This is a genomic window from Citrobacter sp. Igbk 16 (assembly GCF_028069755.1).
In the GTDB taxonomy this organism is placed as follows: domain Bacteria; phylum Pseudomonadota; class Gammaproteobacteria; order Enterobacterales; family Enterobacteriaceae; genus Citrobacter.
The window spans coordinates 71,126-83,188 of sequence record NZ_JANEWJ010000014.1 but is presented as its reverse complement, the minus strand read 5'-3'; the positions used below and the strand labels follow the sequence as shown (position 1 = coordinate 83,188).

14 protein-coding genes are annotated in these 12,063 nt (G+C 51.7%); 10 read left to right on the top strand and 4 right to left on the bottom strand.

Features of this window, described 5'->3' with window-relative positions:
* Positions 1–65: 65 nt before the first annotated feature.
* The 5 genes from ftsN to rraA all read left to right on the top strand — a co-directional run bounded on the left by ftsN (position 66) and on the right by rraA (position 4,579).
* Complete coding sequence (gene ftsN, locus NNO03_RS11570) at positions 66–1,040, top strand: cell division protein FtsN (protein WP_271449578.1); 975 nt, start codon at positions 66–68, stop codon at positions 1,038–1,040.
* A gap of 92 nt (positions 1,041–1,132) precedes the next feature.
* A complete protein-coding gene (hslV, locus tag NNO03_RS11565; protein WP_003028805.1) occupies positions 1,133–1,663 on the top strand; it encodes an ATP-dependent protease subunit HslV in 531 nt (176 codons plus the stop codon).
* Between the two features lie 9 nt (positions 1,664–1,672).
* A complete protein-coding gene (gene hslU / locus NNO03_RS11560) occupies positions 1,673–3,004 on the top strand; it encodes an HslU--HslV peptidase ATPase subunit (protein ID WP_003028803.1) in 1,332 nt (443 codons plus the stop codon).
* A gap of 67 nt (positions 3,005–3,071) precedes the next feature.
* Positions 3,072–4,001 (top strand): 1,4-dihydroxy-2-naphthoate polyprenyltransferase, encoded by a 930-nt coding sequence (menA, locus tag NNO03_RS11555; protein WP_271442755.1) that lies wholly within the window; start codon positions 3,072–3,074, stop codon positions 3,999–4,001.
* A gap of 92 nt (positions 4,002–4,093) precedes the next feature.
* Positions 4,094–4,579 carry a ribonuclease E activity regulator RraA gene (gene rraA / locus NNO03_RS11550; protein WP_003028798.1) on the top strand — a complete coding sequence of 162 codons (486 nt, stop codon included), beginning with the start codon at positions 4,094–4,096 and terminating at the stop codon, positions 4,577–4,579.
* 41 nt (positions 4,580–4,620) lie between these two features.
* On the opposite strand, the gene NNO03_RS11545 is transcribed toward rraA, so the two are convergent.
* From NNO03_RS11545 to zapB, 3 genes are all read right to left on the bottom strand, one after another.
* Entirely contained in the window at positions 4,621–5,010 is a 390-nt protein-coding gene (locus NNO03_RS11545; protein WP_271449577.1) for a hypothetical protein, read from the bottom strand.
* Complete coding sequence (locus NNO03_RS11540; protein WP_271449576.1) at positions 5,007–5,675, bottom strand: hypothetical protein; 669 nt, start codon at positions 5,673–5,675, stop codon at positions 5,007–5,009. Before NNO03_RS11540 ends, NNO03_RS11545 begins: the two co-directional genes overlap by 4 nt.
* A 92-nt stretch (positions 5,676–5,767) precedes the next feature.
* Positions 5,768–6,013 carry a septal ring assembly protein ZapB gene (gene zapB / locus NNO03_RS11535; protein WP_115259761.1) on the bottom strand — a complete coding sequence of 82 codons (246 nt, stop codon included), beginning with the start codon at positions 6,011–6,013 and terminating at the stop codon, positions 5,768–5,770.
* Positions 6,014–6,439: 426 nt separating this feature from the next.
* On the opposite strand from zapB, the gene NNO03_RS11530 reads away from it, so the two are divergent.
* The 4 genes from NNO03_RS11530 (at position 6,440) to fpr (ending at position 10,845) form a co-directional block, all read left to right on the top strand.
* Entirely contained in the window at positions 6,440–7,285 is an 846-nt protein-coding gene (locus NNO03_RS11530) for an MIP/aquaporin family protein (protein ID WP_137381460.1), read from the top strand.
* A 21-nt stretch (positions 7,286–7,306) separates the two neighbouring features.
* Positions 7,307–8,815: a glycerol kinase GlpK gene (gene glpK / locus NNO03_RS11525; RefSeq protein WP_271441490.1), complete on the top strand. Its 1,509-nt coding sequence runs from the start codon at positions 7,307–7,309 to the stop codon at positions 8,813–8,815.
* Between the two features lie 177 nt (positions 8,816–8,992).
* Positions 8,993–10,003, top strand: a complete 1,011-nt coding sequence (gene glpX, locus NNO03_RS11520) for a class II fructose-bisphosphatase (protein ID WP_137381459.1) — start codon at positions 8,993–8,995, stop codon at positions 10,001–10,003.
* Between the two features lie 95 nt (positions 10,004–10,098).
* Positions 10,099–10,845: a ferredoxin--NADP(+) reductase gene (gene fpr / locus NNO03_RS11515; protein WP_271449575.1), complete on the top strand. Its 747-nt coding sequence runs from the start codon at positions 10,099–10,101 to the stop codon at positions 10,843–10,845.
* A gap of 33 nt (positions 10,846–10,878) precedes the next feature.
* Here fpr and NNO03_RS11510 read toward each other — a convergent pair whose 3' ends face one another.
* Positions 10,879–11,307, bottom strand: a complete 429-nt coding sequence (locus NNO03_RS11510) for a DUF805 domain-containing protein (RefSeq protein ID WP_005121733.1) — start codon at positions 11,305–11,307, stop codon at positions 10,879–10,881.
* 100 nt (positions 11,308–11,407) lie between these two features.
* On the opposite strand from NNO03_RS11510, the gene NNO03_RS11505 reads away from it, so the two are divergent.
* Positions 11,408–12,007 (top strand): YiiQ family protein, encoded by a 600-nt coding sequence (locus tag NNO03_RS11505; RefSeq protein WP_271449574.1) that lies wholly within the window; start codon positions 11,408–11,410, stop codon positions 12,005–12,007.
* Positions 12,008–12,063 lie beyond the last annotated feature (56 nt).

Here is a 12,063-nt window from a genome sequence, read left to right as displayed (position 1 = left end):
GGTCAAAGGCCCGTCGCTTAAGTAACATGGCGGGCTGACGAACGAATAAATACAGCGAAACGATAGTGGCACAACGAGATTATGTACGTCGCGGCCAACCGGCACCTTCGCGGCGCAAAAAGAGCACATCACGGAAAAAGCAACGCAGTACGCCAGCGGTATCCCCCGCGATGGTCGCTATTGCTGCAGCCGTACTCGTGACCTTTATCGGTGGTCTGTACTTCATTACGCATCACAAGAAAGAAGAGTCCGAGACGCTGCAAAGCCAGAAAGTCACCGGTAATGGCATCCCGCCTAAACCGGAAGAACGCTGGCGCTATATCAAAGAGCTGGAAAGCCGTCAGCCTGGCGTACGTGCGCCTACCGAACCGTCTGCAGGCGGCGAAGTGCTTAACGCCGATCAGCTGACCAATGAGCAGCGCCAGTTGCTGGCGCAAATGCAGGCAGATATGCGTCAACAGCCGACACAGCTCAACGAAGTACCGTGGAACGAACAAACGCCTGAACAGCGCCAGCAAACGCTGCAGCGTCAGCGTCAGGTGCAACAGCAACAGTGGAACAACGCGCAGCAGCAGGCGCAGCAACCGCGCCCACGGGCGACGGAACAGCCGTACCAGCAGCCACAAACGCGTACGGCACAAGCCGCACCGGTACAACAGCCGAAAGCGCAGCCAAAACCGGCGGCCCAGCAGCCGTACCAGGATCTGTTGCAGACGCCAGCACACACCACTGCCGCACAGCCTAAAACGCAACCGGCCGCGCCAATAACGAATGAGACTCAGCCGCCAAAACAGACGGCAGAGAAAAAAGATGAACGCCGCTGGATGGTTCAGTGCGGATCATTCAAAGGGGCTGAGCAGGCAGAAACCGTGCGTGCTCAACTGGCCTTTGAGGGCTTCAACTCCCGCATTACCACCAACAACGGCTGGAATCGCGTGGTGATTGGCCCGGTGAAAGGCAAGGAAAATGCCGACAACACCATCAGCCGCCTGAAAGTTGCCGGCCATACAAACTGCATTCGACTCGCCACTGGGGGTTGAAACCCCCAAAATCTCCCCCATCTATACTTGCATTACGCCCCGTACACCTGTGCGGGGCCTGTATTCTGCATTTGTAACCAAGGGGTCTGCTCGTGACAACAATAGTAAGCGTACGCCGTAACGGCCATGTGGTAATCGCCGGTGATGGTCAGGCCACACTGGGTAACACCGTAATGAAAGGCAACGTGAAAAAAGTCCGCCGTCTGTACAACGACAAAGTCATTGCGGGCTTTGCGGGTGGTACTGCGGATGCATTCACACTGTTTGAACTGTTTGAACGCAAACTGGAAATGCACCAGGGTCACCTGGTTAAGGCCGCCGTTGAGCTGGCTAAAGACTGGCGTACCGACCGTATGCTGCGCAAACTCGAAGCGTTGCTGGCCGTTGCAGATGAAACGGCATCGCTCATCATCACCGGTAACGGTGACGTCATTCAGCCAGAAAACGATCTGATTGCCATCGGCTCCGGCGGTCCCTACGCCCAGGCTGCAGCACGCGCTCTGCTGGAAAACACCGAGCTTGGCGCACGCGAAATTGCTGAGAAAGCGTTGGATATTGCAGGGGATATCTGCATTTATACCAACCACTTCCATACCATCGAAGAATTGAACTCCAAAGCGTAAGGATCCCCCATGTCTGAAATGACCCCACGCGAAATTGTCAGCGAACTGAACAAGCACATCATCGGCCAGGATAACGCGAAGCGTTCCGTGGCGATTGCACTGCGTAACCGCTGGCGCCGCATGCAGCTCAACGAAGAACTGCGCCATGAAGTCACACCGAAAAACATTCTGATGATTGGCCCAACCGGTGTCGGTAAAACCGAGATCGCCCGCCGTCTGGCAAAACTGGCCAATGCGCCATTCATCAAAGTGGAAGCAACGAAATTCACTGAAGTCGGCTATGTGGGTAAAGAAGTTGACTCCATCATCCGCGATCTGACCGATGCCGCCATCAAAATGGTTCGCGTTCAGGCGATTGAGAAAAACCGCTTCCGCGCAGAAGAAATGGCAGAAGAACGTATTCTCGATGTACTGATCCCGCCAGCCAAAAATAACTGGGGACAGTCAGAGCAGCCTCAGGAACCTTCTGCTGCGCGTCAGGCATTTCGTAAAAAACTGCGTGAAGGCCAGTTGGACGATAAAGAGATTGAAATCGATCTCGCTGCCGCACCGATGGGCGTAGAGATTATGGCGCCTCCGGGAATGGAAGAGATGACCAGCCAGCTACAGTCCATGTTCCAGAACCTGGGCGGCCAGAAACAAAAACCGCGTAAGCTGAAAATCAAAGACGCGATGAAGCTGCTGATTGAAGAAGAAGCAGCCAAACTGGTCAATCCGGAAGAGCTGAAACAGGAAGCTATCGACGCCGTTGAGCAGCACGGGATCGTGTTTATCGACGAAATCGACAAAATTTGTAAGCGTGGCGAATCCTCCGGCCCGGATGTTTCCCGTGAAGGCGTGCAGCGCGACCTGCTGCCGCTGGTTGAAGGCTGCACCGTCTCGACCAAGCACGGTATGGTGAAAACCGATCACATCCTGTTTATCGCCTCCGGCGCATTCCAGGTGGCTAAACCGTCTGACCTGATCCCGGAACTGCAGGGTCGTCTGCCGATCCGTGTGGAGCTGCAAGCACTGACCACCAGCGATTTCGAACGCATTCTGACCGAACCGAATGCCTCTATCACTGTGCAGTACAAAGCGCTGATGGCAACCGAAGGTGTGGACATCAACTTCACCGAATCGGGTATTAAACGCATTGCCGAAGCGGCCTGGCAGGTTAACGAAACCACCGAAAACATCGGTGCGCGTCGTCTGCATACCGTTCTCGAGCGTCTGATGGAAGATATTTCCTATGATGCGAGCGATTTAAACGGTCAAAGCATCACAATTGATGCCGAATATGTGAGCAAACATCTGGATGCGCTGGTCGCAGATGAAGATCTGAGCCGTTTTATCCTATAATCGCGTTCAATGCATTTTCATCACTGTTGATGGGGCTGATAAAGCCCCATTTTTATTGGCGCTAAATATGACTGAACAACAACAAATTAGCCGCTCACAAGCCTGGCTGGAAAGTTTACGACCTAAGACCTTACCGCTCGCCTTCGCGGCGATCATCGTCGGTACGGCATTAGCATGGTGGCAAGGATATTTCGATCCGCTGGTGGCTCTGCTGGCATTAATTACCGCAGGGCTACTGCAAATCCTGTCCAATCTCGCTAACGACTATGGCGATGCTGTTAAAGGCAGCGACAAGCCCGACCGCATCGGACCGCTGCGTGGCATGCAAAAAGGCGTTATTACCCAGCAGGAGATGAAGCGTGCGCTGATCGTCACTGTGGTCTTAATCTGCCTGTCCGGTCTGGCACTGGTAGCGGTGGCATGCCACACACTGGCGGATTTTGTCGGCTTCCTGATTCTGGGCGGCCTGTCGATTATCGCCGCTATCACCTATACCGTCGGTAATCGTCCATACGGGTATATCGGTCTGGGTGATATTTCCGTGCTGGTCTTCTTCGGCTGGCTCAGCGTGATGGGGAGCTGGTACCTGCAGGCGCATACGCTGATTCCGGCGTTAATTCTGCCGGCAACCGCCTGCGGCCTGCTGGCAACTGCCGTACTCAACGTTAACAACCTGCGCGATATCAACAGCGACAGAGAGAATGGCAAAAACACGCTGGTGGTGCGCTTAGGTGCGGTTAATGCCCGCCGCTACCATGCCTGCCTGCTGATGGGCACGCTGGTCTGTCTGGCGCTGTTTAACCTGTTCTCGCTGCAAAGTTTATGGGGATGGCTCTTTATCCTCGCCGCACCGCTGCTGATTAAACAGGCGCGCTACGTGATGCGTGAAATGGACCCGACGGCAATGCGCCCAATGCTGGAACGCACCGTAAAAGCAGCACTGTTGACTAACTTGCTGTTTGTTGTTGGAATTTTCTTAAGTCAGTGGTCTGCATAACTGACAAATATCAATTAACAATTGATGATTTTGCCAACAGTACACATAGCGCGATATACTAAAAATTCTCGCAGCAACTGAACGTTAAGCCTATGAAATACGATACATCCGAGCTTTGTGACATCTATCAGGAAGATGTCAACGTCGTGGAACCGCTGTTCTCTAACTTTGGAGGACGGTCGTCGTTTGGCGGACAAATCATCACGGTAAAATGTTTCGAGGACAACGGGTTGCTGTACGATCTGCTCGAACAAAACGGCCGTGGTCGTATTCTGCTGGTCGATGGTGGCGGTTCTGTCCGTCGTGCGCTGGTCGATGCCGAACTGGCTCGTCTGGCAGTACAGAATGAATGGGAAGGTCTGGTCATCTACGGCTCAGTACGCCAGGTAGACGATCTGGAAGAGCTGGACATCGGCATTCAGGCGATTGCCGCTATTCCGGTTGGTGCTGCAGGTGAAGGCATTGGGGAAAGCGATGTGCGCGTCAATTTTGGCGGCGTGACGTTCTTTTCCGGCGACCACTTGTACGCCGACAATACCGGGATAATTCTTTCCGAAGACCCGCTCGATATCGAGTAAGCAAAAAAGGCCATCAGCAAGTTGATGGCCTTTTATTTTCTTCATTCATCCGATTCGTAGTGAATAACTTTAACATTATAATTTCCAGCGCTTGCTTCAACAACGACACTCATCATCTCACGACTTGCAGGATAAGATTCAACGTATGCGTTTAATCTTTCTTCTGCCCTGAGAACATCATTCTTAGGTACCCCCGTAAAAACGATTTCACTGCGTTGAAGCTGGCTCCCCTCATCTGTATCACTTACAAAAAACCAGTCGCTGGATACCCTTGGCGCCTGTTTAAGAAATTTCGGCGTTAACAGCTGATAAACTAATAAATCATGCTGCGTATAGCATTTTTTTGTAAAGACACTCACCATGAAATAACAATAAAGCAGCGCAGAAAAAAACATAAACGCAATAATAGCACCTAACCTTCGAAACTTCATATATGGAGTTCCCGAACATAATTTGGATTCGCAACAGGTTCTATTACATCCATAAATAAAGGTAGTTCCCCTGAATAAGGTTCATGTTTCTTATCTTTATCTATTGGGTCAGGAAATAATAACGGAATAACGCTTTTATTTTTAAACTCACCAACAGGCCCATAAAAGTCCCAGATACGATAAGCCTTTTCTTTCGGACATATCTGAAGATAAGAAGTGTAATCTGCATAATTTACAGCTTGGTAAAAACCAAACAAATTCGATACCAAATCTTCAGCACTATAGCCACTATCAGTTAAATAAACGTAAGGCCAAAAATCCTGTAAGGACTCAAAACGATGTGACGTACTTAAGAATATCGATAAAGCAACACCTTTCAGTGTTCGATCCTGCAATCCTCGTCGCACCATAAATCTACGATAAACACCAGTATTTATATTTAGGCCATGAATGCTTTTGGACATACTTTGATGATAATTTACTTCATAAAATTCACTATCACCGCCACGAGGCTTTATCATTTCAAACCATAATCTTTCAGCGCCTTCCGGATTAGCGTGGCCCAGATCAAGCCAACCTAGATTCTCTGTATAGATAAGGCCATATCTAATATCTCTGGTGATCAATCGATCAGAATTATCAATAATATCGCTTCTTTTTGTCATATCGTATTCTTTGAAATTTGAGAGTTACGATATCCTAAAGTCTACATAGTAAAAAGGCATCCATAATGGATGCCTTTTTAAAGAAATCAGAATTAGACTTCTTCCATACGACCCAGCAGGGCATGCAGACGATCCTGCCAGCCACTCTGCTGTTCTTTCAGGCTGTTGTTCTCACGCTCCAGTTCTTCACGCTGCTGCTGTGCAGACTGAACTTCCTGCGACAGTGAGTTATTCTTTTCTTTCAGCTCTTCGATTTCCATCTGCAACAGCGTGATGGTATCAATCGCCTGCTGTACTTTTGCTTCCAGTTTCTCAAACACTTCTAATGACATCGTCATACCTCTCCTGAATTGCAAGGCGTTGATGGATAAAAATCCTCGTCCCGATAACCGGCGACGCCTTAATAAAAACGAGCGCACACTACTTAACACCGATTGTATGAAGCCGCGTCATCCCTGTCCAGCGGCATCCCGCGCAGATTGCGGTTTGCAACACTTTTAATCTTTGTCCTGGTGACATAACTGTCATAACTCTTAAGTGTTAACAGGATGATCGGTGAAATGATTCAGCTCACACTATTTTTGTATAACAAATACCGCTCAATGGCGCGAAAACGCTCATTTTGTTGATGGAGTACACACATTTTAATTTCGATATTTCTCGTTTTTGAGCGTTAACGATAAATTAACAGTGTGCCTACCGGCTCCGGGGATGTCAGTGACCTTCTCGCATACAATAAACATTAAACTCTTCAGGATCCGATTATGAGTCAAACATCAACCTTGAAAGGCCAGTGCATTGCTGAATTCCTCGGTACCGGGTTGTTGATTTTCTTCGGTGTGGGTTGTGTCGCTGCACTCAAAGTGGCTGGTGCTACTTTTGGTCAGTGGGAAATCAGTATCATCTGGGGTCTGGGGGTAGCCATGGCTATCTATCTGACAGCAGGCGTTTCTGGCGCACACCTGAATCCAGCAGTCACAATCGCACTATGGCTGTTTGCGTGTTTTGACAAACGCAAAGTCGTTCCTTTTATTATTTCTCAAATTGCTGGCGCCTTTTGCGCAGCGGCATTGGTTTACGGGCTTTATTACAATCTTTTCATCGATTTCGAACAAACGAACCATATCGTGCGCGGTAGTGTAGAAAGCCTCAATCTGGCAGGTACTTTCTCCACCTATCCAAACCCGCATATCAATTTTGTGCAGGCCTTCGCGGTTGAAATGGTCATTACCGCTATTCTAATGGGGCTGATTCTGGCACTGACCGATGATGGTAATGGTGTACCGCGTGGTCCACTGGCACCGCTGCTGATCGGCTTACTGATTGCCGTTATTGGTGCATCCATGGGTCCACTGACCGGTTTTGCGATGAACCCGGCACGTGACTTCGGACCGAAACTCTTCGCCTGGATGGCAGGATGGGGCGAGATTGCCTTCACGGGTGGTCGTGATATCCCTTACTTCCTGGTCCCCGTGTTTGGCCCGATTACCGGCGCAATTCTGGGCGCATGGGCATATCGCAAACTGATTGGTCGCCATTTACCGTGTGATGTCTGCGCGATTGAAGAAAAAGACGTTGCGACCAACACTCAACAAAAAGCTTCGCAGTAATGTGACTACGGGACAAAAATGATGACTGAAAAAAAATATATCGTTGCGCTCGACCAGGGCACCACCAGCTCCCGCGCGGTCGTAATGGACCACGATGCGAATATCGTTAGCGTTTCACAGCGCGAATTCGAGCAAATCTATCCGAAAGCAGGCTGGGTAGAACACGACCCAATGGAAATTTGGGCGACCCAAAGCTCCACGCTGGTAGAAGTGCTGGCGAAAGCCGATATCAGTTCCGATGAAATTGCAGCGATCGGTATTACCAACCAGCGTGAAACCACCATTGTCTGGGAACGTGAAACCGGTAAGCCGATCTATAACGCCATTGTGTGGCAGTGTCGTCGTACCGCAGATATCTGCGAGAAGCTCAAGCGCGACGGTATGGAAGAGTACATCCGTAACAACACCGGTCTGGTCATTGACCCGTATTTCTCCGGTACCAAAGTGAAGTGGATCCTCGACCACGTAGAAGGCTCGCGTGAGCGCGCCCGTCGCGGCGAGCTGCTGTTCGGTACCGTAGACACCTGGCTTATCTGGAAAATGACTCAGGGACGCGTACACGTCACGGATTACACCAACGCCTCACGTACCATGCTGTTCAACATCCATTCCCTGGACTGGGACGACAAGATGCTGGACGCGCTGGACATTCCGCGTGCAATGCTGCCGGAAGTTCGCCGTTCTTCTGAAGTCTATGGCCAGACCAACATTGGCGGTAAAGGCGGCACACGTATTCCTATCTCCGGTATCGCGGGTGACCAGCAGGCTGCACTTTTCGGCCAGCTGTGCGTGAAGGAAGGGATGGCGAAGAACACCTACGGTACTGGCTGCTTCATGCTGATGAATACCGGCGAGAAAGCCGTTAAGTCAGAAAATGGGCTGCTGACCACTATCGCTTGTGGCCCGACCGGGGAAGTGAACTACGCGCTGGAAGGTGCCGTGTTCATGGCGGGTGCGTCCATCCAGTGGCTGCGTGATGAGATGAAACTCATCAGCGATGCATTCGACTCAGAGTATTTCGCCACCAAAGTGAAAGACACCAACGGCGTATATGTTGTTCCGGCGTTCACTGGCTTGGGCGCACCATACTGGGACCCGTATGCACGTGGCGCCATCTTCGGCCTGACCCGTGGCGTAAACTCCAACCACATCATCCGTGCTACGCTTGAGTCTATCGCTTATCAGACGCGTGACGTGCTGGAAGCGATGCAGGCGGACTCCGGTATTCGTCTGCACGCGCTGCGCGTGGATGGCGGTGCGGTAGCCAACAACTTCCTGATGCAGTTCCAGTCTGACATTCTCGGCACACGCGTTGAGCGCCCGGAAGTTCGCGAAGTGACTGCGCTGGGTGCGGCATATCTGGCCGGTCTGGCTGTCGGCTTCTGGCAGAATCTGGATGAGCTGCAGGAAAAAGCGGTCATTGAGCGTGAGTTCCGCCCTGGCATCGAAACCACCGAACGTAACTTCCGTTACAGCGGCTGGAAAAAAGCAGTCAAACGCGCTCTGGCGTGGGAAGATCACGAAGAGTAATACATCATTGCCGGGTGGTACGGCCTACTGATACGAAACTGACGTAGGCCGGATAAGACGCGTTAGCGTCGCCATCCGGCTATATCTCCGTGCGGGGCAACCCCGCACACACATCAATAATCTCGCCCCCTCCCCTGTGCTACACTTCGCGCCATTCCTTTCTGCTACGAGTTTGCAATGAGACGAGAACTTGCCATTGAATTTTCACGCGTGACCGAAGCGGCTGCACTGGCTGGCTATAAATGGTTGGGTCGCGGCGATAAAAACACCGCTGACGGCGCGGCCGTGAACGCCATGCGTATTATGCTCAACCAGGTCAACATTGACGGCACCATCGTGATTGGCGAGGGCGAGATCGATGAAGCACCGATGCTGTTTATCGGTGAAAAAGTCGGAACCGGTCTCGGCGATGCTGTTGATATTGCAGTCGATCCCATCGAAGGTACACGTATGACAGCAATGGGCCAGGCGAATGCACTGGCGGTACTGGCTGTCGGCGACAAGGGTTGCTTCCTGAACGCGCCGGACATGTACATGGAAAAGCTGATTGTCGGCCCTGGTGCCAAAGGTTCAATCGACCTGAATCTGTCGCTGGAAGCGAACCTGCGTAATGTCGCCAGCGCGCTCAACAAACCGCTGAGCGAACTGACCGTCACCATTCTGGCGAAACCACGCCACGATGAAACCATCGCCGAAATGCAGGCGCTGGGCGTTCGCGTATTCGCGATTCCCGATGGCGACGTGGCCGCGTCGATTCTGACCTGTATGCCAGACAGTGAAGTTGACGTGCTGTATGGCATTGGTGGCGCACCAGAAGGTGTCGTCTCTGCCGCCGTTATCCGCGCACTGGATGGCGACATGCAAGGCCGTCTGCTGGCTCGCCATGACGTCAAAGGTGACAGCGAAGAGAACCGTCGTATCGGCGAACAGGAGCTGGCTCGCTGCGCCGCGATGGGTATTGAGGCAGGTAAAGCGCTGCGTCTGGATGAAATGGCCCGCAGCGACAACGTTATTTTCTCAGCAACCGGGATCACCAAAGGCGATCTGCTGGAAGGGATTAGCCGCAAAGGTAATATTGCCACCACCGAAACACTGCTGATCCGTGGGAAATCACGTACGATCCGTCGTATTCAGTCCATCCACTACCTCGATCGCAAAGATCCGGATGTACAGACGCATATCCTGTAATTGATTTGATCAATAGAGCCTTCCAGCCCATCTGGGCTGGAAATCTTTCGTGCAACGAACGAAGATAAGGCAATCACAGCAGACAGGAGAAAACCATGGCAGATTGGGTAACAGGCAAAGTCACTAAGGTACAGAACTGGACCGATGCCTTATTTAGTTTGACCGTGCGAGCTCCGGTTCTTCCCTTCACGGCAGGCCAATTTACCAAGCTCGGCCTCGAAATCGACGGCGAGCGCGTCCAGCGTGCCTATTCCTACGTGAATGCGCCTGATAACCCCGATTTAGAGTTCTATCTGGTGACGGTTCCTGACGGAAAACTCAGCCCCCGTCTGGCCGCACTGAAACCTGGCGACGAAGTACAGGTCGTGAGCGAAGCAGCCGGTTTCTTCGTGCTGGATGAAGTCCCCGATTGCGACACGCTGTGGATGCTGGCAACCGGCACCGCTATCGGCCCATATTTATCGATTCTGCAGTTGGGCAAAGATCTGGACCGTTTTAAAAATCTGGTGCTGGTCCATGCCGCCCGCTATGCCGCCGATTTAAGCTATCTGCCGTTAATGCAGGACCTGGAAAAACGCTACGAAGGTAAATTACGTATCCAGACGGTTGTCAGCCGTGAAACCGCCGCAGGTTCATTAACCGGGCGAGTTCCGGCGTTGATTGAAAGCGGCGCGCTGGAAACTGCGGTGGGGCTACCCATGGATACAGCAACCAGTCATGTGATGCTCTGTGGTAACCCGCAAATGGTACGCGACACGCAGCAACTGCTGAAAGAAACCCGGCAGATGACCAAACATCTGCGCCGTCGACCGGGCCATATGACCGCTGAACATTACTGGTAAGGGCTTGCCGGATGGCGCTCACGCTTATCCGGCCTACGAGTCAGCTCTGTATTTTACGTCCTGCGTGTCCTTACCGTATTTATTTGCGTCCTGGGTGCCAACGAACGCGCCCAGATCGATAAGCATACCCACCAGAATCAGCGTCGGTACAAAGCGGCCTACCGCCCATTGCCAGACACCGGGCAATACTGCCCAGTTTCCGGCCAGCAGCATCCATGCAAGAATCATCAGGAACGCCCACGCGCCGGAGCGCCCCCGATCATGCAGACGTTTTACTGTGACTGCAGCCGTCGGCCACAGCAAACAGACCAGACAAAATGCCGCCGTCTGGATATCGAGCAATTGTTTACTCGCCAGCGAAAACAAAACCAGCATCCCGACAATCCACAGACCGATCCAAATCCAGAAATCACGGCGTCCAAGACGCCCTTTAAATGAGAATAACCACTGCTGTATGGTCATGTAGATTCCTTTATTATTACCTTCCAGAACAGTTTACCCTTTTGACAAGCCCGGCGGTTACCGTTTTAATCGTGAGCAGTAAGAATAAAAGGTACGATTGATGAAGCAAGGATTGACTCTGTTTTTATTATTGTTTTCAGTCATGTCCGTGAATACAGCGGCGCTGGCGGAAGAACCATCGACGGCAACCACGGCCCCCTATTTACTGGCGGGCGCGCCGACCTTTGACCTGTCGATTAGCCAGTTTCGCGAAAACTTTAATACGCAGAATCCGAAGCTTATTCTGAATGAATTCCGTGCCATCGACAGCAGCCGCGATCGGGCAAATCTCACCCGTGCCGCCAGTAAAATCAATGAAAACCTGTATGCGTCCTCCGCCCTTGAGCGCGGCACCTTAAAAATCAAAAGTATGCAGATAACCTGGCTGCCGATTCAGGGGCCAGAACAAAAGGCGGCCAAAGCGAAAGCGCTGGAATACATGACCGCCGTCATACGCACCGTCGCGCCGTTGTTGACGAAAGAACAGAGTCAGAAAAAGCTGCAAAAACTGCTCGCTGCCGGCAAAGGTAAGCACTATTACGCCGAAACGGAAGGCGCAATTCGCTATGTTGTTGCAGATAACGGCGAAAAGGGGCTGACCTTCGCTGTTGAACCGATTAAGCTGGCACTATCTGAAAACCTCGAAGGGTCGAATAAATGACAAAAAGCAAAGCCTTCGGGATGATCAATCTCTATACTGTTTCACAGACCATGCTG

Bases quoted from the DNA above. Each gene is read 5' to 3' on its own strand.
- glpX (WP_137381459.1), top strand. From the start codon at position 8,993: ATGAGACGAGAACTTGCCATTGAATTTTCACGCGTGACCGAAGCGGCT.
- fpr (WP_271449575.1), top strand. From the start codon at position 10,099: ATGGCAGATTGGGTAACAGGCAAAGTCACTAAGGTACAGAACTGGACC.
- NNO03_RS11540 (WP_271449576.1), bottom strand. From the start codon at position 5,675: ATGACAAAAAGAAGCGATATTATTGATAATTCTGATCGATTGATCACC.
- menA (WP_271442755.1), top strand. From the start codon at position 3,072: ATGACTGAACAACAACAAATTAGCCGCTCACAAGCCTGGCTGGAAAGT.
- NNO03_RS11505 (WP_271449574.1), top strand. From the start codon at position 11,408: ATGAAGCAAGGATTGACTCTGTTTTTATTATTGTTTTCAGTCATGTCC.
- hslU (WP_003028803.1), top strand. From the start codon at position 1,673: ATGTCTGAAATGACCCCACGCGAAATTGTCAGCGAACTGAACAAGCAC.
- NNO03_RS11510 (WP_005121733.1), bottom strand. From the start codon at position 11,307: ATGACCATACAGCAGTGGTTATTCTCATTTAAAGGGCGTCTTGGACGC.
- glpK (WP_271441490.1), top strand. From the start codon at position 7,307: ATGACTGAAAAAAAATATATCGTTGCGCTCGACCAGGGCACCACCAGC.
- NNO03_RS11545 (WP_271449577.1), bottom strand. From the start codon at position 5,010: ATGAAGTTTCGAAGGTTAGGTGCTATTATTGCGTTTATGTTTTTTTCT.
- NNO03_RS11530 (WP_137381460.1), top strand. From the start codon at position 6,440: ATGAGTCAAACATCAACCTTGAAAGGCCAGTGCATTGCTGAATTCCTC.
- rraA (WP_003028798.1), top strand. From the start codon at position 4,094: ATGAAATACGATACATCCGAGCTTTGTGACATCTATCAGGAAGATGTC.
- zapB (WP_115259761.1), bottom strand. From the start codon at position 6,013: ATGACGATGTCATTAGAAGTGTTTGAGAAACTGGAAGCAAAAGTACAG.